The sequence below is a fragment of the Pseudomonas sp. VI4.1 genome (assembly GCF_002029345.1).
Lineage (GTDB): Bacteria > Pseudomonadota > Gammaproteobacteria > Pseudomonadales > Pseudomonadaceae > Aquipseudomonas.
In genome coordinates, this window is record NZ_MULM01000175.1 from 64,616 (window position 1) to 89,115 (window position 24,500).

The following is a 24,500-nucleotide window of genomic DNA, read 5'->3' on the forward strand; positions in this document are numbered from 1 at the left end:
CGGCCGCAGATCAGATCTGCAGCGGTGTTACGCCCATGAAGTGGCCGAGGTTGCCCAGTTGCGCCAGGGCCATTTCCGGACCGGTCTGGATCGGGCAACCACGCAGTCGGGCGAAGGCGAGAAACGGCGTCACGGCTGGGCGAAGTCACCGACATCGGCAACCAGCGTCGACTTTTGCAGGGTTTGCATCAGAACCTGCGGCAACGGCAGCGGGCCTTCATTGCTGGTGGCGCCCATGCCGACCGGCGAGGCGTTGACCACCAGATCGAAGTGCTCGAGCGAGGCGGGGTTGGCGCTGATCACGATCTCGGGAAAAGCATCGCGCAACAGTTCGCCGAGCATCTCGACGCGCTCCGCGCTCAAGTCGCTGATGACCAGATGACTGATCCCGGCCTGACACAGTGAATAAGCAATCGCACTGCCGACACCGCCGGTGCCGATCACCAACGCCTGTTTGTCTTGCGGATTGAAACCCTGCTGGCGCGCAGCACTGAGAAAACCTTCGCCGTCGACGATATCGCCCACCAGCCGGCCGTCGGCCTCGCGCCGGATTACGTTGACCGAGCCCAGCGCCGCCGAGCGCTCACTGACGCTGTCCAGACGGCCGGCCAGTAGCTGTTTGTAGGGGACGGTGACCACACAACCGCGCAGGTTTTGCCAGCCACGCAAGGTCTCAATGAAGTTCTGCAGGGCGGTCGGCGCAAGGTCGATGGCCAGCATGGCAACGTTTTGCTGGTGGTCGGCGAACCAGCGGTTGAAGTTTTCCGGCGATTTCACCTGTGTAACGGGTGAGCCGACGATGGCGACCAGTTCAGTCGAAGCCTGAATCATTTGATGTTCCCGCTTATTGGCTGTGTTGTGGGGCCGATACTGCAAGCGAGGAGGGAGGCGAACAATCAAGCTGCGCGGTGTTTACGTTGATAATCGCATCAGCAGTGCGATAATCGCATTATTGGTTTGAATAAGAGTCGTAGCGATGAAGCAGCCCACCATCCATCAACGGGATTTGATCGTCGGCCTGCAAAAGGGACTGGCGCTGTTGCAATTGTTTTCCCAGGAGCATCCGCGCCTGAGTGTGCCTGAGGCTGCCCGACTGGCCGACATGACCCAGAGTGCCGCCCGGCGCTTCTTGCTGACGCTGGTGCATGACGACTTTGCGCAGACAGATGGCCGTTATTATTGGCTGACCGCCAAGGCATTGCGTATCGGCCAGGCCTATGTCGATTCGGCGGTGTTGCCGCGCATGCTCCGGCCCATCGTCGAACAGGTGGCGCGAACCACCCAGGAACACGTGTCGGTGGGCGTTCGCGACGGTGATGACATCGTGCATATCGTGCGCAGCCGCTACAGCCATATCACCTCAATGTCGATCCGCCCCGGCTCACGGGTGCCGATGTATTGCACGGGCAGTGGCCGGCTTTGGCTGGCGAGCCTGTCGGCGGCGGCGCTCGACACCTATTTCGGCCGCAACCCACCACAGGCCATCACCCCTTACACGGTGACCGATGAGGCGCAGATTCGCGCCGAGATCGCCTTGGCGAGCGAGCGTGGCTATGTCCTGGTGGATCAGGAGTATGAAGTGGGGATGCGGGTTCTGAGCGTGCCGTTGATGGATCGGGAAGGGCAGTTGCAGGCGACCTTGACCCTCACCACCCACGCCTCGCGAATGACCCTCGAGCAAATACGCGAACGTTATCTGTCCACATTGTATGAAGGGCAAGCATTGCTAAGGCCAATCATGACCCTCTAGTTTCGTAGCACTTGCGAGCGTGGCGCCGAGCTAGGCATCATCGATGCCTTCATCTATCACCGTGCAAAGGATCGCCCGCATGCCCATTTATATCGCAGCAGAGCATGAGTTGAACGTAGGTCGCGCCACCGTAGCAGAGGCGCCTGCGCAAGAAGGTTCATTTGTCGTCGTATTCGAGGACGATGAAGACACTGGCTATTTCTATGCCCTGGATACCTCGGACAGTGACAACCCGATCCAGGATGCGCTGCATATCTATAATGTCGCCGACATATCTGATCGGGAAAAATCCTCGACGGTGAAGATCGGCTGGTCCATGGACATGGCAAGGCTGTACTGTTGATCAACGATCATCCCTACGCAGTGTTTGATTTTGCCGGCAAGCAAGGCTATTGCCGTTCCGGATTCCCACCTTCTGCGGGTAAAGGCTGGTCTGAGAATGGCCATGAGTGGAATGACGAAGCGCTGAAATTGTTTGCCTGAGGCATGCCCGTTGAGGAAAAGGGGGGCTGATTTATCTTCCAGAGGAAGATAAATCGTCCCTTTTTTCGATCCGAGACAAACTCGTGACCTCTGATGAGGTCGTAGACCTGTAAACACAGGTCACGGACGTCCGCTTCTGGCCGCCACTATCAAGATCGATAAAGGAATAAATCGAATGAGCGATCACGCGCCGGACTTCACCAAAGTCCCCCAAGGCATGGTGCCGTTCCCCAGCGTCGAAGAAGTTTTCGTGGCTGATCAAATGGAGCTGGCCAAACATCTGCACCCATTGTTCAGCATTGATATCAGCACCTTGAACCCGCAATGGTCGGGCGTGCTGTACATGCTCAGCCCGCTGGAACCGTATGAAGGTTTCGTAGGCGAGTTGACCGAGTGGGATGGGTACCATGGCGACCTGTTGAAAACGAACTGGATCGGATTCAGTGTCGAACAAGGGCGCTATCGTCTTTGCGGTGACCCGCGATACTTCTTTCTTCATGAAGGCAACGCGGATCTGGCCGACCCTCATCCGGGCGCCAGAGCTGAGCTGGAGCGACATTACACCGAACAGGATATCGCCTTCGCAGCTGCGGCTGACGGGTTCAAAAACAGCGGGACGCTGGCCCGCCTGGATTGGGATGCCAATCATCCCGTGGAGTTCGTCAAGCAGTTGGGCGGTGAAGTCGACGGCGTGGCGAACTGGGTGGAAGCGGTCGAGTTCCCCATGCACATCGTTGAACTTGACGCCGACCGGGGTACCTCGAACGTCTATCCCTTGAGCCCGGCAGGTAACCGTTTTTTCCACGTGGCAAGCGTACCTGGCTGGCATTACCGAACCGCAGGCGCAGACCTCATCGTCATGCTCTATGAACCTGTCGAGGGGTTGGTGTTGTTCACTTTCGATTACAGCTGACCGGATTGCTGCGATTCCAGAATTTGGCGTTGGCAGTACCGGCCTCATCGCGGGCCATGGCAGCTTTCATGTCGACTCAACCTGCACCGCCGGCAGCGTCTGGCTTTGGCCACTGGGCACGTTTCTGATGCGCAGGACATCTTCGAGTACCTCCTTGAAGATCGGTGCGGCAATGGCGCCGCCGAAATAACCGTTGGCGGTGGGCTCGTCCACCAGCACAGCCATGACGAACTCCGGGGCATTGGCCGGTGCGATGCCGACGAACATGGCCCTGTATGAATTGCTTTGATAACCGCCACTGGATGCCTTGCGTGAGGTCCCGCTTTTGCCCGCAATCACATAACCTTCAATGGCCGCGCGTTTACCGCCGGCACCAGGCCCATCCACGGCGTGTACCAGCATGTCCAGCACACTATTGGCCACCTGCGGGCTCATGACGTTGCGCGGCGGCTGGATCTGGTTTTTGATTATCGACAAGGGAACCAGGTCGCCATCATTTGCAAAGACCGTATAGGCCTGAGCCAATTGAGCCAGATTGACCGACAGACTGTATCCGTATGAAAGACTCGCGGTGGCAATATCCGACCAGACTCTCCTGGTTGGAACAGAGCCGACGCTTTCTCCCGGAAAAAACACCGGGGTGTTTTTTCCGAATCCGAGCTCCGACAACATTCGCGATATCGCTTCGCCGCCGGTCGGTATAGCAATCTTGCTCATGCCGACGTTTGAAGACCGACGAATAATCCCCGCCAGATCCAACTGAGTATCCCGTCCCACATCGCGGATGGTGTAACCATTGATCTTGATGAAACCGGGCGCTATCTGAATAACGGCATCCTTGTCGACGACACCTGCCGTCAAAACGGCCGCCATACTGAAGGGTTTGATCACTGAACCTGGTTCATACACATCGGTAAATATACGATTGCGGATGGCACTTGGGTTAAAGCTTTTTCGCGCATTCGGATTAAACGAAGGTACCGTGGCCAACGCCAGTATCTCACCTGTCCTGGCGTTTACAAGAATGGCACTCGCCGACGTGGCGGCATTATCTTCAAGTGCCTTGCGTAATGCTTTTTCAACGTAGTATTGCAGGGTGGAGTCAATTGTCAGGTGTAGATCATCGCCCGGAGTGACAGGCTTATGCACAAGAATCTCGCGGGTGACCCGCTTACGCAGGTTCAAGGTAAGTTCTTCAAGCCCAGGCGTTCCGGAGAGGTGGCTGTCGTACATTAACTCGAGGCCTTCAATACCTTTCTGGTCGAGGTTGGTGAAGCCCAGCGTCTGAGCGGTCATCGAAGATTGCGGATAGAATCGCTTATAATCCTGGCGCTCATACAGGCCGTGGATAGACAACATTACGACCTTGCCTGCGACCTCTGGCGTCACCCTGCGGGCTAAATAAGCGAAGGACTTGCCCTGCGTATTCAACATCAGATCGTTGATCCGCGAAGCGTCCATATCAAGAAGCGCACTCAATGACAGGATCTGCTGTTCAGTCGGCGTGAACTGTTTGGGGTTTACCCACAAGGTGCTGACAGGCGTGGAAACCGCCAGGGGTTCATTGAATCGATCGAAGATGATACCGCGCACGGGCACTGTTTCATGCAGTCGGGTCGAGCGTTTACGGCCTTCGCTGTTTAAGAAATCATGGGAGAACACCGCAAGGTAAGCCACTCTGGCTACCAGCACCATTACCAGGAAATAAAAAATAGCTAAAACAATCGAAAGTCTGGGATTCTGTTTCAAGAAGCTCATACAGTTTCCCTTGATAGTGCATGCGACGGTATATAAGCCTAACGAACTTATTAATATTTAGCTTTGTAATATTTGGAAATAACAACAGCGTTGCAAGGATGTTCCCGGTACGTACGCGCGACCGTTTTAATGGATGCGCCACTGGTGATCGTCACTTCTTTCGTAATTGCGCCGGGCTGACACCCAGCCGCTGTTTGAACGCTGTCGCCATGTGCGCCTGGGAGTTGAAACCGCAGGTGAGGGCAATCCCGGACAGGCTGGCTGTCGAATCGCGCAGCCGGGCGCGGGCCTTGGCCAGTCGGCGGTCGATCAGGTAACTGTGCGGGCTTTTGCCCGTGGCGTGCTTGAAGGCCCGCATGAAAAATCCTTCGGACAATTCAAACAGTCCGGCCATTGCCTGCACGCTCAGCGCACCGTCAAGCCCCGCGTCAATGAATTCATCGAGCAGGCGCATGCGGCTGGCGGTGATGGAGCCTTGGGGCGGCGCCGGCAACGCTTGCTGCGCCATGGCCCGTTCTGCCAAGGCGAGCGCCCAGGCTTCCCAATCGTCATCCATCGAGGCGTGCAACAGTGCGTTGCGCATTTGCCGCGCAAGGCAGATGGCCTGCGGATCGATGCGATTGTTGAAAGCCCGCTCCCCGTTCAACACCATACCGTCAGCGCGCACCACCCGCAGGTATTCACCGCCTTCGGCGGACTCGGACAACACGTCACACCCGGCAGGGACAAACGCCAGGCCATTCGGTGTGGCCACGAACGGCAGCACTCGGTCGCTGCCGATGGCGTGCAGGCCTTGCTGGCTGTCGAAGGCAAAGCCGATCGCCGCATGGGTCGCGACATATCGGGCAGCGTAGGCGGAGCCGGGCAACAATTCGATCGTCCAGGGCCCGGCCTCGACACGGCGGACCGGTTCGGTCAGGGGCGATGGCGTCAGGCGGTTTCGAGGGTTCATGAGCACCATAGTAGTCAGGACGGGGCACAAAAGTCAGGTCGGTTTTCTGAAAGCCGGGGTATGGGCACCGCGTCTAGACTGGGCAAAACCTCAGGGAGAGTGCTCATGCACAGACTGACTCGCGACGACATCGAACAAGCCGCCCACCAGGTGTACCAGGTCATGCCCGCTACAGCCCAGTACCCTTGGCCTTTGCTGGCTGAACGGTTGGGGTGCACGGTGTGGGTCAAGCATGAAAACCATACGCCCACAGGGGCTTTCAAGGTGCGTGGCGGCATTACCTTCATGCACTGGCTCAAACGCACGCACCCCAGCGCCAGGGGCATCGTCACCGCGACCCGCGGCAACCATGGCCAGAGCCTGGCGCTGGCGGCACGGGCGTTGGATTTGCGGGCGCTGATCGTGGTGCCGGAGGGCAACTCGCTAGAAAAAAACCATGCCATGCGCGGCTTCGGCGGCGAGGTGGTCGAGTGGGGTCGCGATTTCGATGAAGCCCGGGAAGAGGCCGCACGCCTGGCGCAAGCGCAGGGCCTCTACCTGGTGCCGCCGTTCCACACCGAATTGGTCAAAGGCGTGGCCACGTATGCGCTGGAGCTGTTCACGGCGGCGCCGGACCTGCATACCGTCTACGTGCCGATCGGCTGTGGCTCGGGGATTTGCGGGGTGATCGCCGTGCGCGACGCGCTGGGCCTGGATACCCAAGTGGTGGGCGTGGTTTCCACCGAGGCGGCAGCGGCAAAACTTTCTTTTGAGGCGGGAGAGATTTGCGAAACCGCGACGGCGACTACCTTTGCCGACGGCCTCGCCGTACGTAAGCCGATTCCTGAAGCCTTCGCCATCTACGGTGCGGCGGCGGCGCGGATCGTATCCGTCACAGAGGACGAGATTGCCGAGGCCATGCGCGTGTATTACACCGATACCCACAACCTGGCGGAAGGGGCGGGTGCGGCGGCCCTGGCGGCGCTCATTCAGGAGCGTGAAGCCATGGCGGGAAGGCGGGTGGGGGTCATTCTGTCCGGCGGGAATGTCGACAGGGCGGTGTATGCGAACGTGATCGGGTGACCGATGCCAGCATAAGCGCTCGTGTTTCGGCACGAGCGTCGCAAGTGTTTACGCCTCAATCCTTCCAAGGCGATCTTGCGGTTTTCTTGAAAGGCCCGTTCAACCCCAGCGCCTACTCAGCCCTGGGACGCTGCGCTAATAATTCCTCATCAACTATTCGCCAGGGTGGCCAGGCAAGTCGACCGCAAGGTTGGGTGCCCGGGGCCTGGCTCATGAATGAGGACACCGATGAGCATCCGTATCTGGCATCAGAGTTTCACGGTTCTAAGCGACCTGGGGGCTTACGACGAAGCGCTGCGCGCGCATTTTCGCAAGGTTGCCCGCCCGGGCACGGAAATCCACCTGCACGGGATGCGCCCAGGCACCTACCGCAATCACTATCCCGGCGATGACATCAAGTATTCGGCGCTGCAGTACTTGCATGGCATTCAATTCATGGCGGCGGGCATCAATGCCCAGCACCAGGGTTTTGATGCGTACGCCATCAGCACGCTGCCGGAACCGGCGCTCAAGGAAACTCGCAGCCTGCTGGATATACCGGTGGTGGGGTATGGCGAATCCGCGATGCTCACCGCGTGCATGCTGGGTCGCACTTTCGGGGTGTTGGTGTTCATCAACGAACTGGCGGAGCAGATCACTGAAAATGCCGTGCGCCATGGTCTTGCCGGGCGGTTGACCGGGGTGCGTCATGTCGGCTTCCAGTTTGCCGACGTCCTGGCAGCCTTCACCGACCCCACTGCGCTGATCGAGCGCTTTCGCAGCGCTGCACGCGGCCTGATTGCGCAAGGTGCCGAGGTGATCATTCCCGGGGAAGCTCCGCTTAACGTGTTGCTCGCCACCCATGGCGTCAACGAAGTCGACGGTGTGCCGGTTCTCGATTCGCTCGGCGCCTGGGTCAAGCAAGCGGAAGCCATGGTGGACTTGCGCCGCGCCAATGGCACCAGCACTTGCAACCGTGGTTATTTCTCGGCTCAACCGGCACCTGAGCGGATGCGGGAGGTGTTCGAGTTTTATGGCTTGACCCCGTTCCTGCAAGGAGGAGCACAGCCATGAATCATTACGAATGCGACCTGCTGGTCATCGGTGGCGGGCTGGCGGGTTTTTGCGCGGCCCTGAGTGCAGCCCAGGCGGGCTTGCAGGTGGTCGTGCTGGAAAAAACCGCGCAAACCGGTGGTTCGTCGGCCATGAGCGGCGGTTGCCTGGCCTTCGCCGGCACCGATCTGCAGCGCTCCCACGGGATTGAGGACTCGTCGCAGCGGCTGTTCGATGACCTGGTCGATGTGGGCAAGGGGGAATGCGACGAGTCCCTGGTCAAGCTGTACACCGACCACCAACTGCAGACCTATCAATGGCTCAAGGACAACGGGGTGGTGTTTGCCGATGTCATCGAGGCCGCCTCGGGGCAGTCGGTACCCCGGGTGCACAACGTAGATCCGGCCGACATGGTGCGTCAACTGCAATTGGCCGCGCTCGCGACGGGCAAGGTCGAAGTCTGGCTGCACAGCCGCGCCCGGCGCTTGTTGCGCAATGAGGGCGGGCGGGTGACGGGGGCCTCGATCGAGCGCAACGGCGAGCCGCAGCACATCATGGCCCGCAGCGCGGTGTTGTTGGCCAGCGGTGGCTTTGTCCAGGACCGTGAGTTGATTCACCGCTTTGTCCCGCAATACGACAATGCGGTGTTCATCGGTGGCGAAGGCAATGAAGGCGACGGCCTGCGCATGGCCTGGGCCTTGGGCGCGGATGTGCGTGACCTGCCCTACATCAAGGGCACGTTCGGTAAACACCCGATGGACGAGCACAACCACCACGCCTGCCTGGCCGTTTACAAAGGCGCCATTGCGGTGAACCAGGACGGTCGGCGATTTGTCGACGAATCGCAGTCCTACAAATTGCTCGGCGATGCGGTGATGCAACAGGCATTCGGGGTGGGTTACCAGATCCTGGACCAGGACATCATGGACAGTGGCGACAACCAGGTACGCATCCTCGACTTCACCCGGCGCCTGGAGGAGGGGCTGTTCATCGAGGCGCAGACGCTGGAACAGTTGGCGCGCCTGATCGAAGTCCCTGAAGACGTGTTGCTGGCCGAAGTGGCCGCGTACAACGATGCCGTTCGCCAGGGGCAGCCACCGGAATTCGGCCGACGGCATCTGGTGCATCATCACGGCCAACTGCGCACCCTCGAGCGCCCGCCTTTTTATGCCTACCCGTCGACGGCAGCGGTGTTCGGTACCTACTGCGGCGTGATCGTCGACACGGACTTGCGCGTACTCGATGTGTTCGGCGAGCCCATCGAGGGGTTGCTGGCGGCGGGAGAGATGATCGGTGGCTTCCACGGCGCCGCCTACATGACGGGGTCGGCGCTGGGCAAGGCCGCCGTGTTCGGACGTCTGGCCGGCACCCGGCCAGGCACGGCGAGCGAGGGTTGACCATGAAGATTCTTGTCCTGTTGGCGGGCGTCGCGGATATCCGCTTCCCGTTGCACCCCATCAGTTTGAATAGCCAGGCGACGATCGATGAGCAAGGCTCGCCCCGGCGTGTACTCAGCCCGTTCGACGAGGCTGCGCTGGAAGTCGCGCTGAAGCTGCGGGATGCGTGCGCCACGACGCAGGTCGATGTGTTGTTGCTGGACGGCGCCAACAGTGAAAACCTGCTGCGCAGTGTCGCGGCTTTTCGTCCCGATTCGTTGCAATGCCTGGCGCTGCAACCCTGCCAGTTGTGGGATGCCCGCCAGACAGCCGCGCAGATGGCCGGGCTGATTGAGCGCGATTATGCCGGGCACGAACTGGTGCTGGTGGGGCGTGAACTGGGTGATCTGGATGAAGGCAGTATCGCGGTATTGCTCGCCCGCAGTATTGGCAGACCGCAGTTTGCCATGGCCCAGTCCGGCCAATGGCAAGGCGAGCAACTGTGGCTGATGCGCGAGCGCGGCACCTGTGAAGAGTGGCTGCGGGTCGATCAGCCCTTGGTGGCGAGTGTGACCAATGATCGGCGCAACAAGCTGCGCCACCCCCTGATGAAAAACGTCATGCAGGCCAAGCGCATGACCTTTGCCCATGTCGCTGCGTCGGCCCCGGTACGTACGGGGATGACCCTGTCACGGCTACACGCCGCGCCGGTGATCCCTCGTCTGGGGCAGTGTCGGCTGTTGGACGGGGATGTCGGCCAGCAGGCCAAAGCGTTGTCCAGCTGGTTAAAAGAGCAAGGGGTCAATCCATGAGCAGAGTTCTGACGGTCATTCCCCAAACCTGGGGCGCTCAGGCGCTGGAAGCGGCACTGGGCGCAGCGCAACAGGTCAGTGGCGCCGAGGGCTTCGCGGCGGTGCTGATCAGTAGCCAGCCCAGTGCCCGGGATGCCGAGTGCGCGATGCGGGCCGGGGCACGACAGGTGTATCAGTGCGTGCAGGCGGCGTTAGGTGAATGCGACGAGCCCCAGGTGCTGGTCGCGGCGATCGGCGAAGCGCTGAGGGCGATTCCGCGGTTGGGCGGCGACGTGCCGTTGGTGCTGCTGCCACCCGGCCCCCAAGGCGAAGAGTTGGCGGCGCTGCTGGCGATGGTCTCGATGGCCAGGCGTTGGGGCGCTGCCTGGCCCTGGGGTTTGACGGCGATACGCTGCTGGCGGAACGCGCGGCATGGGGTGGACGCATGCGCCTCTGCCTGGAGATCACCCGTGGGCCAGCCTTCGCCTGCTTGCGCGCAGGTCGTGCGCGGTTGAATGCGCAAGCCGACGCTGATGTGTTCACCATCGAACTGCACGGTCTCCTGCCCGGAGCGCTGACCCTGGAGAAACGTGACAGCGGCCAACACCTGCCGCCTCTGGAGGGTGCCAAGCTGGTGGTGTCCGGTGGCAGAGGGGTCAATGAACAAGGCTTTGCGTTGCTTGAGGAACTGGCGTTGAGCCTGGGCGGAACACTGGGCGGCAGTCTGCCCGCGGTGGATGCGGGCATGGTGCCCGTGCTGCGTCAGGTGGGCGTATCAGGCAAGTTCGTCAGCCCGCAGGTCTACCTGGCGGTAGGTATCTCCGGCACCCTGCAGCATCTGGCTGGGGTCAGCCTGGACAGCTGTATCGTGGCGATCAACAAGGATCCCGAAGCGGACATTTTCAAGGTCGCCAGCCTGGGCATCGTGGCCCCTTGGGAAACGCTGCTGCCTGCGTTACTGGACGAGTTGCGATAGGGCCCCGGGCACATGCCAGTTCACGCAAGTGGCTGGCATTCTTCAGCCGTTACCGGGTCGCTAAACCAGCCCGCGGCGTCCTTGCCGTACCGCGATGCTCGCGCCCGAAGCAGGACGGCGCTGTGCATCCAGGGTGGCGAGGATGAAATCGATGAACGCACGGGTGCGTGGCGCAATGAAGCGCGCTTTGGGTGTCACCGTGTAAAAGCTGCGGCTGCCGGTGCTCCAGTCGGGAAACAATTCCACCAGTTCGCCGCGGCGGATCAGCCCGTTGACGAACACGTCCAGCACATAGATGACGCCTTGCTCGGCCAAGGCGGCCTGGATCAGCGCGTCGGTGCTGTTGAAGTGCAGGTCGCCACGGGGCGTCAGTTGGTGTTGCTCGCCCTCGCAGGCAAAGGTCCAGTCCGATACGGTGTAGCGACCGGCGCCGAAAATCCCCAGGCAGTGCTTGGGCTGCAGGTCCTGCGGCTGTTCGGGCGTGCCGATCCGTTTGAGCAAGCCGGGTGCGGCGCAAGCCACGTAGTGCGCTTGATACAGCGGACGGGCGACCAGGTCGGCGTCATTGACCGAGTCGATGCGGATCGCTACGTCGGTGCCCGTGGCAATCAGGTCTTCGGCATGGTCGGTCTGGCGCAACGCCACGGACAAGCCGGGGTGCTGCGCCGTAAAGGCCGGTAGCGCCGGGCACAGCAACGCACGGGCGAACGCCGCCGGCGACTCGATGCATAACTGTCCGCTGATCTCACCTTTCTTCTGACGAACCTGGGCTTCCATGTCGCTGACCAGCTGCAGCACCTGGTTGCACTGCTGGAAATAACCTTCGCCGTCGTCGGTCAAGCGCAACGAACGGGTGTTGCGCGATAACAAGGTCACCCCCAGGTAGTCCTCCAGCTTGCGCACGCTGGAGGTCACGGTGGCATTGGCGATGTCCAGCGACTCGGCGGCGCGGCTGAAACTGCCGCATTCCACCACGCGCACGAACACCTGCATTGCCCAGAGTCTGTCCATCGGTTTTCACCTTTTTCTAATAGCCCATTAGCCGCGTCAGGCTCGAACCCAGGGGCAGCGATTTCTATAGTACCAGCCACCAAGAGAGGAACTACCCATGGCTGAATTAAACTTCGATCTGATTGTGGTGGGCTGCGGTGTCGCCGGTCTGTCGGCGGCAGTGGCAGGCGCCGAGCGCGGCCTGCGCGTGGCCGTGCTGGAACGGGCCAGTCGAGAAGAGCGGGGCGGGCAGAGCCGCTTCACCGAGGCCTATCTGCGAATGAAGAGCCATACGGAGGTGACCGACGATTTCGACCAGTTCCTGGCCGAGCATTCCGGCTATTACCAGGACCCGGATTTTGTCGCCGAAACCCTCGCCGATCGCGCTGACTGGTCGGCACAGACCCGCGCGCTGGGCTCCGTGGACGCCAGTGTGATCGGCACCTTTGCCGAACAAGTGCCGGGCACCATTGAATGGCTGAAGCGCCACGGCGTGAAGTTCGATTTCCTGCCGACCCAATTCCTGACCAGCACCCAGCCACGGTTGCTGCCGGTCGGCGGTGGCGAGGCCATCGTCGAAGCCCTGGCGGCCAAAGCCGAGGCCCTGGGCGCAGAGTTTTTCTATGAAACCTCCGGACGCGAATTATTGACCGAAGGTTATGCGAAGGTGCTCGGCATCCGGGCCCTTTCACGTCTGCAGGGCGATCTGGTTTTTCGCGGTGCCGTGGTGTTGGCCAGCGGTGGCTTTGAAGGCAACACGGAAATGCTCAGCCGCTACCTGGGACCGCGTTCGGTGTATTTGCGTCCGGTGTGCAAGGGCGCCTATTACAACCGGGGTGAAGGCATCCAGATGGCGCTGGACGTCGGCGCCGCCGCCAGTGGCGATTACGGCAGCTATCACGCCGAACCCGTGGACCCGCGCTCGGGCATTTCCGAGCCGTCCATTTTCGTGTTCCCCTATGGCATTTTGATCAACAAACAGGGGCTGCGCTTCACTGACGAAGCACCGGGTACGGTGGACGCCTGGTACGAACGGGTGACGCGGCAGATCTACCAGCAGGATGAAGGCATTGCCTGGGTCATTCTCGATCAGAAGGTCAAGGACGTCCCCAACTACCGCCTGGCGATCCGCACCGATCAGGCCGCGATCGAAGGGGCGACCCTGGCCGGGCTGGCTGCGAAGCTGGGTGTTTGCCCAAGCACCTTGCAAGACACAGTGAGCCGCTATAACGCCGCCTGTGTCCCCGGGGACTACAAGCCGTTGCAGCTCGATGGCGTGGCTACCGAGGGCCTGCAACCGCCTAAAAGCAACTGGGCGCTGCCGTTGGATGCCGGCCCGTTTTTCGCCTACCCGATCATTTCCGCCAACGTGTTCACCTTCGGTGGCCTCAAGGTGGATGAGCGTGCGCAGGTGATAAACGCCGATGGTCATCCGATTGGCAACCTTTATGCCGCCGGTGAAACCGTGGGCTTGTATTTCGGCAACTACGCCGGCGGCACTTCAGTCCTCAAGGGCCTGGTGTTCGGCCGCCTGGCGGGCCAGGCCGCGATGCAGCAGCGGGGTGCGCAATGAGCGTCGCGGTAGTGACCGGTGCCGGCGGTGCCATTGGCAGCGCAGTGTGCAAGCTGCTGAGCAGTGAAGGTTATCAGGTCGCGGCGCTGGACCTGGCCGAGCCGCGAGTGTTGGGCCCGAACATGCGTTTCTATTCCTGCGATGTGGCTTCGCGCATCGCCGTGCGCGATGTGGTCGAGCAGATCGAAGATGACATGGGGCCCATCACTGCGTTGGTCAATGTCGCGGGAGTCTTGTCCACGGGTAGCGCGTTGGAACTCAAGGTCTCGGAGTTTGAACGGGTGATGCGGGTCAACGTACAGGGCACGCTGATTCCTTGTCAGCTGATCGGCCAACTGATGGCCGAGCGCAAGCAGGGGAGCATCGTCAACATCGGTTCAGTGGTCGGCAAGAACGGTGGCAACGCCCGCCCTTGGCTGGATGCCAATGAACAGACACGAGCCGGTGGCGTCGCTTACGGCATGTCCAAGTCGGCGGTGCACACCATGACCCTGTTCCTGGCCAAGGAATTGGCCAGCGCCGGGGTTCGGGTCAACGCCGTGGCGCCAGGCCCGATCGCCACTGAAATGACCACGTCCTTCCCGGACAATCTGCGCGCGCTGATCCCGTTGGGACGCATGGGCCGAGCCGAAGAAGTGGCGTCGGCCGTCAGCTTCATGCTGTCGGACAAGGCAGGATTTATCAGCGGGGAAATCCTCGATATCAACGGTGCACTGTGGTGCGACTGATTCCAACCAAGGGAAAAGCATGATGAAAAGTATTTATCTGGTTCTGGACATGCAAAACGACCTGGTTCACCCCGACGGGGCCAGTGGCAAGGGGCCGCTGGGCGAGCAGGTACGCAGCCGCGAATTGATCGCCCGTACGGCAGCGGCCATTGCCAAGGCGCGCGGCAAAGGCATTGCGGTGGCGTTTGTGCGGGTAGCGTTTTCCGACGACCATCGCGAAGCCAATCCCGCCTCCCAGGTGTTCGGCGCCATCGCAAAAAACGGCATTTTGAAAAAGGACGCCTGGGGCGGTGCGGTGCATGATGAGCTGGCACCCTTGGCGAACGAGTGGAACATCGTCAAGCACCGGGTTTCACCTTTCTATGGCACCTCCCTGGAAGTGCTGTTGCGTCGCGAAGGCATCGAGCGCATCTACTGCAGCGGTGTCAGTACTCAAGCGGTGGTCCAGGCCACGGTACGAGATGCCCACGATCGGGATTTCGATGTGCGGGTACTGGAAGACTGTTGCGCATCGCCGTCGGCGCAAGAGCATGAAAATTCGATGGCCAGTATCGCGCGCTTTTGCACCAGCATTGACTCGGCCGTCGCTTTCGACTGATCGCCAACGCTCACCGGGAGCCGCCACCAAGGCGATCCCGGCCCTCTCTTGAAGTTCGCTATCGCCCGGTGTTGTCTCTACGACTATCGCTGGGCGCCGGATTCGTCCGAAGACATTTTTTTCAGTCGATAATCCAGTTGCGCACGGCTCAGCCCCAATAAGGTGGCGGCGCGCGAAATGTTATTTTCGCTGAGCTGCATGGCCACTTCGATATACACCTCCTCGATCTGACTCAGGCGTACCGGCCCCCGTTGCAGCGTGCGTTGCGCGACCGCGAGCAGTTGGTCATGGCTGGCATTGTCCTGCTGCGCCAAGCCTACGCTCGGAACGTCGACCTGGGGCATGCGAATGCCGATGGCCGGGCCGCTGTCCCAGCTGACGGTACCGATGCGCTCGAGCTGCCCGCCCAAGGCATCGAGGCCCGAGAGATGACGGATATCCAGCATGTCACCGTCGTCGGAGAGGATGATGGCCCGCTCGATGACGTTCTCGAACTCGCGAATATTGCCCGGCCAGTGGTAGTCCAGAATGACTTGCAAGGCTCTGGGCGCCACACCGGTCAAGTGACGGCCGTGCAGGGCGCACAATTTGCGCATCACCGTGTCGAGCAACAGGGGCAAGTCGTCCTTGCGTTCGCGCAAGGGGGCGATGGTGATCGGAAACACGTTCAGGCGATAGAACAGGTCGCTGCGAAACCGGCCGGCCTTGACTGCCTTGGCGAGGTCTTCGTTGGTGGCGGCGATGACCCGCACGTCGACCTTGATCGTTTTATTGCTGCCCAATCGTTCGAGGTCACCGCTTTGCAGCACTCGCAGCAGTTTGCCTTGGGCGGTCATGCTCAAGGTGGCCACCTCGTCGAGGAAAATCGTGCCGCCATGGGCAATTTCAAAACGCCCCGGCCGTGGGTCCGTCGCGCCCGAATAGGCGCCGCGCTGTACGCCGAACAGTTCCGACTCGATCAGTTGCTCGGGGATGGCGGCACAGTTGATCTCCACAAAAGGCGTGTTGGCCCGCAGGCTGTTGCCATGCAACTCGTGGGCGAACATGGTTTTGCCGACGCCGCTCTCGCCCAGCAGCAGGACCGTGGCATTGGTGCCTGCCACTCGCAGGATTTTATGCATGGCGATATGGTACGCGGCGGAACTGCCCACCGGGCGGCCGAATTCGCTCACCGAGGGTTGGCTCTCTACCAGGCCGAAGGGCGACGGCGCCGTATTGACGGGGGTGTTTGTAACCGGCTTGACCGGTTGTGTCCGGCGATGGTCGGTGACCTGTGGCTGGAAGTATTTGAGGTCCTCTTCGGTGTTGTCCCAGTCCTCGACCGGCTTGACGATCACCCGGCACAGATCATGTCCGCAGCCCTGGCATTGGGTTTCCCGGGCCAGCAGACGACGGCCCATCAGGCGGCTCATGAACCCTGAGCTGTAGCCCACTTCCATCCAGCAGATAGGGTCGGTGCTGACGCCGTTGGCGGCGATATGGACGTCACTTTCGACCGAGCGTTTCCAGGTGAACTCGCCGTATTTGAAGCCCTTGGCGTGATCGAACTCGATGCACACCGGTGCGACTTCGACGATGCCGGACAAGGCGTGCAACTGCCCCCCGGCCGCCGCGATGTCCAGTTCATTACCCGTGCCGCGGGCCTGGATGGCCAGGTCGGCATCACGCTGGCCCGTCAGGTAGCCGACGCGGGTCAACAGGCCTCGGGTGAACTCCACGCCGTTGCTTTCCAGCAGCTCCTGACGCAACGCGCCGAACGCCTCTACATGCATCAGCATCATGCGTTTATCACCCAGCCAGATCAGCCCCTCCTTGGGGTTGAAATACAGCCGGTCGACCAGGTCCTGCATGTCCGGGAAACGCAGGTCGGTGATGATGTTTATGCCGTTGCGATTACGCGACTGCCGCGAACGCGCTTCGTCATCGATGGGGAAAGAAGTCATCAAGTGCGCCTATGTTTTTATTACTTGTTGAAGGCAAACAGCAAAATAGCCAATAGCAGAAGCCACTACCCAATGCCAGACGCGTGCCAGAAATGTCATGAGCGCCTTTCGGTGGTGATTGAGCGGGCGCCTTCGCCGGCAAGCCTCGCTCCTACATGCTGCACGCACTGAAGCACAGCGTGTCTTGGACGCGCTATCCATTCTCTGCAATCCAAAAAATTTTTCACCAGCCTCGGGTTCACGAAAATCCTTGAATGAAATTCGCAGTTTTCGAATTTTCTTAAATTTTCCTGCCCTCGAGCGACCTCTGCATCGTGGCCATAAACCTGCTGCCTGTTGTTCATAAAGCAATGATTAATAAGGAAAAATTATTTAGTTTTGCTGGCGTTCCAATGCTGGCACAGCGCTTGCTCTTGTCCCTTCAACAGCTGTTCTTCAAAGCGTCATCAGAAAGAGCAGAACAACAAAAACAAGATGAGGTGCAGGCAAGTGGCAGAAATTCACTCGTTGGCCTACGCAGGATTCGGTGTAAGCGACCTTGATCAGTGGCAGTGGCTGGCCACTGACATCATCGGCATGCAGGTGGCCCATCGCGACGAGCAGGGGTTGACCTTGCGCATGGATGAATACGCCCAGCGATTCTTCCTGGAAAAGAATCCGATCGACGACATCCTGGTGGCCGGCTGGCAGTTTCGCAGCGAGCAGGAGCTTGAAAGTTATGTCGGCGAGCTGCGGGAAAAAGAGGTTGCGGTCGAAGTACTTTCCCGTGAGTTGTTGCAACGTCGCAGGGTGGAAAAGGCGTACAGCGTCCAGGACCCGAACGGTTTCACTCACGAGTTTTTCTTCGGCCACAGCGAAGCCGGCCTGAACGACGTGTTTCGGTCGAAAGTGCTCAAGGGCAGTTTTGTCACCGGCGATCTGGGCATCGGCCACCTCCTGCCGTTTGCCAAGAACGGGCCGCAAACCGTGAGCTTCTACAAGGATGTGTTGAAGCTGCGAGTCAGCGATTACATCCGTGAGGAAGTGCAACCGGGCATCGTGGTGGACGCCACGTTCTTCCACACCGCAACGGGTCGTCATCATTCCATCGCCACGGCGCAGGCGCCCAGCCCCAAGGTGCTCAACCACTTCATGGTCCAGGTGCAGAACATGGACGACGTCGGCCTGGCCTACGACCGCTGCATCAAGGCGGGCATCCCGATCATTCTCGAACTCGGTCATCACCCGAACGACAGGACCTTTTCTTTCTATGCCCAGACCCCTTCGGGGTTCAACTTCGAAATGGGTTGGGGCGGGGTGGTCATTGACGACCGGCATTGGGAAGTGAAGGCGTTCAACAAAATGAGCGACTGGGGTCACAAACGCAACATCGTTCTCTGAGCCACGACGGGCTGCCGGCCTGGTCATGCAGCAATCACGCCTGCGGGCTACCCGTGCCTGCGACACAGTGAGGTTTTCCAGATGTTAAACGCCATTCAATCAAGTAGTACGCCAGCAGTGATTCCGCCAACGGTGGCCACCGCTGATTTCTGTAAGGGCATGCGCCATCTGGCCGGCGCCTGTGTGGTGATCGCCAGCGGCAGTGACAGCGAGAGAGCCGGGCTGACGGCAACGGCGGTGTGTTCGATCACCGCCGACCCGCCGCGGTTGCTGATCTGCGTGAACCGTAATGTTCGGGCGCATGAAGTGATTCAGCGCGCCGGCGCTTTCAGCATCAATGTGCTGGCCCATGACCAGGAGTTCATTGCCAAGCGCTTTGCCGGAATGGTCGAAGGGGTCAGCGGCGAGGAGCGCTTTGCAGAAGGTTGCTGGGAGTCGGGGGTCACTGGCGTGCCTTTGCTCGAAGACGCGCTGGTGAGTTTCGAATGCCGGTTGGAGCAAGTCATCCCGGCCAGCACCCACGACATGTTTATCGGCGAAGTCGTCGGTGTCCGCGGCCTGCAAGAGCAGGACGGCGCCTTGGTGTATTTCAACAGCAGGTTCGCTGCGCTCAAGTGAAGCCCTGACGGCTTTCAACCTGACAAAAACAATAAACCAGAGATCACAGACCTATGAACAATTTCGTCAAGCCTACCGAGACTGTGGATGCCCAGGCGATTCCAACCGAAGCGCAATTGCTCGAACGCGCCCGTGGCTTGCTTCCGATGCTGATGGATAAAGCCGACTCAGTGGAAAAGAACCGGATGGTGTCCAGCCAGACCATACAGGCGTTCGTCGACGCCGGTTTCTTCAAGATCCTCCAGCCCAAGGAATATGGCGGCTGGGAGATGGCGCCCGCGGTGTTCTACAAAGTCCTGATGGAGTTGGGGCGTGGCTGCTGCAGCAGCGCCTGGAACATGATGATTCTGGGTATCCACCAGTGGGAATACGGTTCGTTGCCAGAGCAGGCATGCCTGGATGCCTGGGGTGAGGACAATGCCGTGATCACCGCCTCGTCCTACCCGCCATTCGGCAAGGTCGAAGAGGTCGAGGGTGGCTTCAACATCAGCGGCACGTGGAAAACTTCCAGCGGTTGCGATCACGGCAAATGGGCGTTTCTCGGCGGCCTGCGGCGTGATGCCAGCGGTCAGGTGATCGATCGCATGTCGATGCTGGTGCCCAGCTCCGCATGGGTCATTGAAGACGATTGGCACACCTTCGGCCTGGCCGGTACCGGCAGCAAGAGCCTGGTGATCAAGCATGCGTTCGTGCCGTATCACCGTGCCCACAGCCTGATCCAGTACACCTACAGCGAACGCCCGGCGAACTATCTGTACCCGTTCAACCAGATCTTCTTCGGTGCCGTTTCGGCCTTGATCGTGGGGATGGCCCAGGGCGGGATCGATGAGTACATCCGGCAGATGAGCGTGCGCACCAACACCACGGACGGCGCAGGGGCGGCACTGAGCCCTTACGTCAAGGACCGGTTGGGCAATGCGGTGGTCCGGGTGCGTTCGGCCCGTGCGCGACTCTTGCAAATGCTGGCCGAGAGCAGTGAGTACGTCGAGCGCCGCGAGCTGGTACCGGCCTTCGATCGCGTGCACTACATGCTCGACATCGCCCGAGTCGGTCGCGACTGCGAAGAGGCGGTGATGCTGCTGTTCAAGGCCACGTCGGCCCGTGGCATTTACCTGAACAATCCACTGCAGCGCATCCTGCGCGATGTCATCGCCGCGTCCAACCACATTACCCAGAATGCCGATGACACCGCGGGCATGCTTGGCGCCTATCTGTTGGGGCAGCAACTGCCACCGATGATGTTCGGCCTGGAGCCGGTGTCGCTCAACGACTGAATCGCTGGATCGGGAGGAACGCATTCCTCCCGACGAGACCCGACTACCGCTTCCTCGGCGGTCACTCATAAAAACAAAAATCGGCTTACTGTCGCAGAGGTCTTTTAATGTCTATACATCAGAACCGAGCACCCGGTTGTGTCCGTTCGGCTGCCCAGCGTCCACGATTGACCCGCCTGGCAGCGGCTTTACTCGGCTGCTCAGTGTTGTCCGGCGCGCAGGCGATGGAGTTCGATACCGGCAGTTCCGACCTGAAGGTTCGCTTCGATACCAACGTCAAGTATTCCAACGCCTGGCGGGTCAAGGACCAGCACGACAAGCTGGTCGCGGACTCGAACCTGGACGATGGCGATCGCAATTTCGACAAGGGCATGATCTCCAACCGCCTGGATCTGTTCTCGGAATTTGACATCTCCTACCAGAAAGTCGGCGCGCGGGTCAGCGGCGCCGCCTGGTACGACGATGTGTACAACAAGGGCAACGATAACGACTCACCCGGTACTGCCAACGCCTACAGTGTGCGTTATGACCGGTTCACTAAAGACACCCGTGACTTGCACGGGCGGGACGCGGAGTTCCGCGATGCGTTTGTCTACGTCAACTACGATGTGGGCGATGAAATGTGGGGCGTGTCACGGCTGGGCCAACACTCGTTGCTCTACGGTGAAAGCCTGTTCTACGGCGGCAACGGTATTGCCGCCGGCCAGCAACCGATCGATGCGGTACGTGCGCTGACCGTACCCAACTCGCAGTTCAAGGAGCTTGGCCTGCCGGTCAAGCAGTTCTCCACGCAACTGCAGATCACACCGACCGTTTCCGTCGGTGGCTACTACCAGTTCGAGTGGGAGCGTACGCGTATTCCAGGGGCGGGCAGCTATTTCAGCCCGGCGGATCTGCTCGACGAAGGCGGTGAACGGATCGTCGTGGGCCGTTTGCCGAACGGGGCGCCCGCGGCCTCGTTCTATCGTGGCGATGACATCGAGGCGCGCGACAGTGGTCAGTGGGGCGTGCAACTGCGCTACCGCTCCGAGGCACTGGATACCGACTTCGGCCTGTACGCCATCAACTACCACGACAAGAATTTCCAGACGCAGCTGCGTCCCGGGCTGGGGGCGGGCAGTCGTGCGGACCAGATCGGCGAATACATGCTGGTGTTCCCCGAGGACATCCGTGCCTACGGCTTCAGTGCCAACCGTGGCTTTGGCGACATCAACTTCGGTTTTGAAGCCTCGGTACGCGACAACGCACCGTTGGTCAGCCTGACCATGACTGACCTGGCGGGCAACGGCGACAACGACGGCAATCCGCTGTATGCGGTGGGCCGTACCGCGCATGCCCAGGTCAACATGATCTACATCATGCCGACCGGGATGTTCTGGGACACCGCCAGCCTGCTGGGCGAGCTGGCCTGGAACCGCCGGCTGAGCGTCGACAAGAACCAGGACAACCTCGACCCCAACGGCACCCGTGATGCCACCGCGATCCGGGTGGCGTTTTCTCCGACCTACTTCCAGGTCATCGATGGTGTCGACCTGTCGGTGCCGATGGGTTTCAGCTACGGCATCGACGGCCGCTCTTCGGCGGTGGGTGGATTCAGCCAGAGCAAGGGCGGCGACTACAACGTCGGTCTGACGGCGGACTATCTGAAATCGGTCACCTTCACCCTGGCCTACACCGGCTATTACGGCCCCTCGGCGCCCATCAATATCGGCGGGATCAAAACCTTCAAACAGACCAATGCTGACCGGGATTTCCTGTCCTTCAGCGTGTCCCATACATTCTGAGTAATGGCCATGAACAACAATAAGATCACTCAGCTGTTGACCTGTTTCACCTTGTCCATGTCCGTGGTGTCCGCCTACGGGGCGGTCAGCGCGGCAGACGCTCAGGCGTTGAACTCCACGCTGACACCCTTGGGCGCCGTGCGTGCCGGCAATGCCGACGGCAGTATCCCGGCTTGGACGGGGGGGTATTCCACGGTGCCGGCGGGTTATCAGCAGGGGCATCGGGCGTACGACCCATTCGCCCAGGACAAACCGCTGTACACCATCACTGCCGCCAACCTGGCCAAGTACCAGGACAAACTGAGCGCCGGCGTGATCCAACTGTTCAAGGACAACCCGCAAACGTTCCGCATCGACGTATTCCCCACACGCCGCACGGCATCGGCGCCGCAGTGGGTGTACGACAACACCCTGAAAAACGCCACGCACGCCTCGCTCGAAGGTGACGGCCTGATCGTCAAGGGCGCTTACGGAGGGGTGCCATTCCCGCTGCCAAAATCCGGCATCGAAGTGCAGTGGAACCACCAGCTGCTATGGCGGGGCGATGCCACCAAAGGCAAGTACAAGGTCTGGACCACCACCGCCGATGGTCAACGCGTGTTGGCCACCGCCGCCGAGGACAATGCGCAATATCCCTACTACTACAAGGACGGTTCGGTGGAGACCGCCGGGCCGAACTTCATGATGGCCATCCAGCTGACGTATGCGCCGGCCTTCCGGGCGGGTGAAGCGCTGATGGTGCATAACGTGACGGATTACGTGCAGGGCCGCACCTTGTGGCAATACCTGTCGGGGCAGCGCCGGGTGCGTCGTGCGCCGAGCATCAACTTCGACACGCCCAACTCCGTGGCGTCGGGCGTCAATTTCGTCGATGAAAACTACGGTGGCACCGGTTCGCCGGAGCGCTTCGACTGGAAGCTGATCGGCAAGAAAGAAATGATCATTCCGTACAACAACAACCAATTGCTGGCCAACGCCGATGAAAAAGTCATGGGCCAGCGTCACGTCAACCCGGACTACATGCGCTGGGAGCTGCATCGGGTCTGGGAAGTCGAGGCCACCCTCAAGGCGGGCAAGCGTCATGCCGTGCCCAAGCGCACGTATTACTACGACGAAGACAACTGGGGGAACGCGATGATCGATGGCTGGGACGCCGAAGGCACCCTGTGGCGCACGTCGCTGTCGACACCCTTCGTAGCGCCGGATATCCCGGCCACGGTGAATTATTGCACCGGCTTCTTCCATGACCACCGGACCAAGGCCTGGATGTACAACTGTGCAATGGGCGACGCGGGCAACGAGCAATACGCAATCACCGAACGTCGACGTGAAAGCTTCTTCTCGCCTGAGTCCCTGACCAAGATGAGCGCACGCTGATGCCCGTGGCGAGCCCTTCCTCACGGGAAGGGCTGGCCGGTCTTACCGGAGGTATGTGGTGAATAAAAACAGATTTGCGTTGGCCTGCGTGCTTGGCTTCAGCTTGATCGCCGCGGTTTCCAGCAGCAGCGCCGCGTCCAGACAGGTCGCCGATACGCTGGAGCAACCTGCCGGGATCTCGGCACTGGCCAGCCGTTTGGCATTCAATGCCGCCGCCATGGCGGGCGAGCGGCTGGTTGGTCGCCGGCATGCGCGCACCATTCTTTACTCTGACGATCAGGGCCAGCACTGGCAGCAAGCCAGTGTTCCGGTCACGGTCAGCCTGACCGGTGTGTGCTTTGCCGATGCGGCCAATGGTTGGGCCGTTGGTCATCGCGGGGTCATTCTCGCCACCCGCGATGGCGGCGCCCACTGGACTCGGCAAATGGACGGTGTGCAAGTCGCGCAGTCGATTTTGCAGGTGCGCCAGGACCCTGAGCGGGTCGACGAGGCGCGCCGCCTGGTGGCCGAAGGCGCTGACAAGCCGTTTTTGGCCGTGCAGTGCATGGGCGATGGACGGGTATTGGCCCTGGGCGCTTACGGGTTGGCGTTCAGCACGCAAAACGCCGGACAGCGTTGGCAGCCGGCGCTGGCGTTGCTCGATGGCAGTGATTCACGACACCTCAACGCGGTGCAGGTCATGGGCGGTCGGGTGTATGTGGCCGGGGAGCAGGGCGCGTTGCTGCGAGTGAACAATGACTTGCAGGGGTTCACCCGTTTTGCGAGCCCTTATGAGGGCAGCTTCTTTGGCCTGTTGGCCACGCGCAATAACAGCCTGCTGGCCGTGGGTTTGCGCGGGCATGTGGTCCGCTCGGTCGATCAGGGCGCCAGTTGGCAGGCTGTGAGCCTGGCATCGGGCAAGAGCCTGACGGCAGCCACCGAATTGCGCGACGGCTCGCTGCTGTTGGCGGATGAGTCGGGGCAGGGCTGGCTCAGCCGTGATGACGGTCGCAGCTTCCGTGCGGTATTGCCTGAAGAACGCTTCCCATTGATCGCCCTGCTGGCGCTGCCCGATGGCGGCAGCCTGGCTGTCGGCACCCATGGCATCACTCGTTTCCCGCCGAGCGCGTTGCGCTAAGTCGGCCTGCATAGAAGGTTACTCA

21 protein-coding genes and 2 pseudogenes are annotated in these 24,500 nt (G+C 60.6%); 18 read left to right on the top strand and 5 right to left on the bottom strand.

The window, feature by feature from the left end; genetic code table 11:
* Positions 1–10: 10 nt before the first annotated feature.
* A pseudogene (locus BZ163_RS25285) lies at positions 11–831 on the bottom strand (shikimate dehydrogenase).
* Between the two features lie 145 nt (positions 832–976).
* On the opposite strand from BZ163_RS25285, the gene BZ163_RS25290 reads away from it, so the two are divergent.
* The 3 genes and pseudogenes from BZ163_RS25290 (at position 977) to BZ163_RS25300 (ending at position 3,146) form a co-directional block, all read left to right on the top strand.
* Complete coding sequence (locus BZ163_RS25290) at positions 977–1,750, top strand: IclR family transcriptional regulator C-terminal domain-containing protein (protein WP_128873103.1); 774 nt, start codon at positions 977–979, stop codon at positions 1,748–1,750.
* Positions 1,751–1,829: 79 nt separating this feature from the next.
* Positions 1,830–2,233, top strand: a pseudogene (locus BZ163_RS25295) (DUF2251 domain-containing protein).
* 175 nt (positions 2,234–2,408) lie between these two features.
* The gene (locus tag BZ163_RS25300; RefSeq protein WP_128873104.1) at positions 2,409–3,146 is read left to right on the top strand and encodes a hypothetical protein; all 738 of its coding nucleotides are present in this window, start codon (positions 2,409–2,411) and stop codon (positions 3,144–3,146) included.
* A 66-nt stretch (positions 3,147–3,212) separates the two neighbouring features.
* Here BZ163_RS25300 and BZ163_RS25305 read toward each other — a convergent pair whose 3' ends face one another.
* Both BZ163_RS25305 and BZ163_RS25310 read right to left on the bottom strand, forming a co-directional pair.
* The gene (locus tag BZ163_RS25305) at positions 3,213–4,904 is read right to left on the bottom strand and encodes a penicillin-binding protein 2 (protein WP_128873105.1); all 1,692 of its coding nucleotides are present in this window, start codon (positions 4,902–4,904) and stop codon (positions 3,213–3,215) included.
* Positions 4,905–5,055: 151 nt separating this feature from the next.
* The gene (locus BZ163_RS25310; RefSeq protein WP_128873107.1) at positions 5,056–5,856 is read right to left on the bottom strand and encodes an AraC family transcriptional regulator; all 801 of its coding nucleotides are present in this window, start codon (positions 5,854–5,856) and stop codon (positions 5,056–5,058) included.
* 105 nt (positions 5,857–5,961) lie between these two features.
* Between BZ163_RS25310 and BZ163_RS25315 the strand changes: the two genes are divergently transcribed.
* The 6 genes from BZ163_RS25315 to BZ163_RS35940 all read left to right on the top strand — a co-directional run bounded on the left by BZ163_RS25315 (position 5,962) and on the right by BZ163_RS35940 (position 11,093).
* Positions 5,962–6,918: a threonine dehydratase gene (locus tag BZ163_RS25315; protein WP_128873108.1), complete on the top strand. Its 957-nt coding sequence runs from the start codon at positions 5,962–5,964 to the stop codon at positions 6,916–6,918.
* Between the two features lie 228 nt (positions 6,919–7,146).
* Positions 7,147–7,971 carry an aspartate/glutamate racemase family protein gene (locus tag BZ163_RS25320; protein WP_128873110.1) on the top strand — a complete coding sequence of 275 codons (825 nt, stop codon included), beginning with the start codon at positions 7,147–7,149 and terminating at the stop codon, positions 7,969–7,971.
* Entirely contained in the window at positions 7,968–9,347 is a 1,380-nt protein-coding gene (locus tag BZ163_RS25325; RefSeq protein WP_128873112.1) for an FAD-dependent oxidoreductase, read from the top strand. The genes BZ163_RS25320 and BZ163_RS25325 overlap by 4 nt, the downstream gene beginning before the upstream one ends.
* 2 nt (positions 9,348–9,349) lie before the next feature.
* On the top strand, positions 9,350–10,138 hold the full coding sequence (locus tag BZ163_RS25330; protein ID WP_128873113.1) for an electron transfer flavoprotein subunit beta: 789 nt from the start codon (positions 9,350–9,352) through the stop codon (positions 10,136–10,138).
* Positions 10,135–10,632, top strand: a complete 498-nt coding sequence (locus BZ163_RS35935; protein WP_256579117.1) for a hypothetical protein — start codon at positions 10,135–10,137, stop codon at positions 10,630–10,632. Before BZ163_RS25330 ends, BZ163_RS35935 begins: the two co-directional genes overlap by 4 nt.
* Positions 10,563–11,093, top strand: coding sequence for an electron transfer flavoprotein subunit alpha/FixB family protein (locus tag BZ163_RS35940; RefSeq protein ID WP_256579118.1), 531 nt, complete (start codon positions 10,563–10,565; stop codon positions 11,091–11,093). The genes BZ163_RS35935 and BZ163_RS35940 overlap by 70 nt, the downstream gene beginning before the upstream one ends.
* Before the next feature lie 60 nt (positions 11,094–11,153).
* On the opposite strand, the gene BZ163_RS25340 is transcribed toward BZ163_RS35940, so the two are convergent.
* On the bottom strand, positions 11,154–12,104 hold the full coding sequence (locus BZ163_RS25340) for a LysR family transcriptional regulator (RefSeq protein ID WP_128873115.1): 951 nt from the start codon (positions 12,102–12,104) through the stop codon (positions 11,154–11,156).
* Positions 12,105–12,201: 97 nt separating this feature from the next.
* Here BZ163_RS25340 and BZ163_RS25345 point away from each other — a divergent pair, with 97 nt between their 5' ends.
* The 3 genes from BZ163_RS25345 to BZ163_RS25355 are packed head-to-tail and all read left to right on the top strand — an operon-like array spanning position 12,202 to position 14,982.
* Positions 12,202–13,656, top strand: coding sequence for an FAD-dependent oxidoreductase (locus BZ163_RS25345; protein ID WP_128873117.1), 1,455 nt, complete (start codon positions 12,202–12,204; stop codon positions 13,654–13,656).
* Complete coding sequence (locus BZ163_RS25350; RefSeq protein ID WP_128873118.1) at positions 13,653–14,384, top strand: SDR family NAD(P)-dependent oxidoreductase; 732 nt, start codon at positions 13,653–13,655, stop codon at positions 14,382–14,384. The genes BZ163_RS25345 and BZ163_RS25350 overlap by 4 nt, the downstream gene beginning before the upstream one ends.
* A 22-nt stretch (positions 14,385–14,406) precedes the next feature.
* Positions 14,407–14,982, top strand: coding sequence for a cysteine hydrolase family protein (locus BZ163_RS25355; RefSeq protein ID WP_128873120.1), 576 nt, complete (start codon positions 14,407–14,409; stop codon positions 14,980–14,982).
* An 83-nt stretch (positions 14,983–15,065) separates the two neighbouring features.
* Here the strand turns inward: BZ163_RS25355 and BZ163_RS25360 are convergent, their stop codons facing one another.
* Entirely contained in the window at positions 15,066–16,925 is a 1,860-nt protein-coding gene (locus tag BZ163_RS25360) for a sigma-54-dependent Fis family transcriptional regulator (RefSeq protein WP_128873122.1), read from the bottom strand.
* A gap of 489 nt (positions 16,926–17,414) precedes the next feature.
* Between BZ163_RS25360 and BZ163_RS25365 the strand changes: the two genes are divergently transcribed.
* The 6 genes from BZ163_RS25365 (at position 17,415) to BZ163_RS25390 (ending at position 24,475) form a co-directional block, all read left to right on the top strand.
* Positions 17,415–18,305 carry a VOC family protein gene (locus BZ163_RS25365; protein ID WP_128873123.1) on the top strand — a complete coding sequence of 297 codons (891 nt, stop codon included), beginning with the start codon at positions 17,415–17,417 and terminating at the stop codon, positions 18,303–18,305.
* Positions 18,306–18,386: 81 nt separating this feature from the next.
* Positions 18,387–18,923: a flavin reductase family protein gene (locus BZ163_RS25370; protein ID WP_128873125.1), complete on the top strand. Its 537-nt coding sequence runs from the start codon at positions 18,387–18,389 to the stop codon at positions 18,921–18,923.
* Positions 18,924–18,976: 53 nt separating this feature from the next.
* The gene (locus tag BZ163_RS25375; protein WP_128873127.1) at positions 18,977–20,197 is read left to right on the top strand and encodes an acyl-CoA dehydrogenase family protein; all 1,221 of its coding nucleotides are present in this window, start codon (positions 18,977–18,979) and stop codon (positions 20,195–20,197) included.
* Positions 20,198–20,304: 107 nt separating this feature from the next.
* Positions 20,305–21,981: a DUF1302 domain-containing protein gene (locus BZ163_RS25380; protein WP_128873129.1), complete on the top strand. Its 1,677-nt coding sequence runs from the start codon at positions 20,305–20,307 to the stop codon at positions 21,979–21,981.
* 9 nt (positions 21,982–21,990) lie between these two features.
* Complete coding sequence (locus BZ163_RS25385; RefSeq protein ID WP_128873130.1) at positions 21,991–23,358, top strand: DUF1329 domain-containing protein; 1,368 nt, start codon at positions 21,991–21,993, stop codon at positions 23,356–23,358.
* 58 nt (positions 23,359–23,416) lie between these two features.
* On the top strand, positions 23,417–24,475 hold the full coding sequence (locus BZ163_RS25390; RefSeq protein ID WP_128873132.1) for a YCF48-related protein: 1,059 nt from the start codon (positions 23,417–23,419) through the stop codon (positions 24,473–24,475).
* Positions 24,476–24,500: the final 25 nt, after the last annotated feature.

Coding starts and splice junctions, on each gene's coding strand:
- BZ163_RS25345 (WP_128873117.1), top strand. CDS start 12,202: ATGGCTGAATTAAACTTCGATCTGATTGTGGTGGGCTGCGGTGTCGCC.
- BZ163_RS25375 (WP_128873127.1), top strand. CDS start 18,977: ATGAACAATTTCGTCAAGCCTACCGAGACTGTGGATGCCCAGGCGATT.
- BZ163_RS25330 (WP_128873113.1), top strand. CDS start 9,350: ATGAAGATTCTTGTCCTGTTGGCGGGCGTCGCGGATATCCGCTTCCCG.
- BZ163_RS25360 (WP_128873122.1), bottom strand. CDS start 16,925: ATGACTTCTTTCCCCATCGATGACGAAGCGCGTTCGCGGCAGTCGCGT.
- BZ163_RS25315 (WP_128873108.1), top strand. CDS start 5,962: ATGCACAGACTGACTCGCGACGACATCGAACAAGCCGCCCACCAGGTG.
- BZ163_RS35940 (WP_256579118.1), top strand. CDS start 10,563: ATGCGCCTCTGCCTGGAGATCACCCGTGGGCCAGCCTTCGCCTGCTTG.
- BZ163_RS25310 (WP_128873107.1), bottom strand. CDS start 5,856: ATGAACCCTCGAAACCGCCTGACGCCATCGCCCCTGACCGAACCGGTC.
- BZ163_RS25305 (WP_128873105.1), bottom strand. CDS start 4,904: ATGAGCTTCTTGAAACAGAATCCCAGACTTTCGATTGTTTTAGCTATT.
- BZ163_RS25370 (WP_128873125.1), top strand. CDS start 18,387: ATGTTAAACGCCATTCAATCAAGTAGTACGCCAGCAGTGATTCCGCCA.
- BZ163_RS25380 (WP_128873129.1), top strand. CDS start 20,305: ATGTCTATACATCAGAACCGAGCACCCGGTTGTGTCCGTTCGGCTGCC.
- BZ163_RS25340 (WP_128873115.1), bottom strand. CDS start 12,104: ATGGACAGACTCTGGGCAATGCAGGTGTTCGTGCGCGTGGTGGAATGC.
- BZ163_RS35935 (WP_256579117.1), top strand. CDS start 10,135: ATGAGCAGAGTTCTGACGGTCATTCCCCAAACCTGGGGCGCTCAGGCG.
- BZ163_RS25385 (WP_128873130.1), top strand. CDS start 21,991: ATGAACAACAATAAGATCACTCAGCTGTTGACCTGTTTCACCTTGTCC.
- BZ163_RS25325 (WP_128873112.1), top strand. CDS start 7,968: ATGAATCATTACGAATGCGACCTGCTGGTCATCGGTGGCGGGCTGGCG.
- BZ163_RS25300 (WP_128873104.1), top strand. CDS start 2,409: ATGAGCGATCACGCGCCGGACTTCACCAAAGTCCCCCAAGGCATGGTG.
- BZ163_RS25355 (WP_128873120.1), top strand. CDS start 14,407: ATGAAAAGTATTTATCTGGTTCTGGACATGCAAAACGACCTGGTTCAC.
- BZ163_RS25320 (WP_128873110.1), top strand. CDS start 7,147: ATGAGCATCCGTATCTGGCATCAGAGTTTCACGGTTCTAAGCGACCTG.
- BZ163_RS25350 (WP_128873118.1), top strand. CDS start 13,653: ATGAGCGTCGCGGTAGTGACCGGTGCCGGCGGTGCCATTGGCAGCGCA.
- BZ163_RS25290 (WP_128873103.1), top strand. CDS start 977: ATGAAGCAGCCCACCATCCATCAACGGGATTTGATCGTCGGCCTGCAA.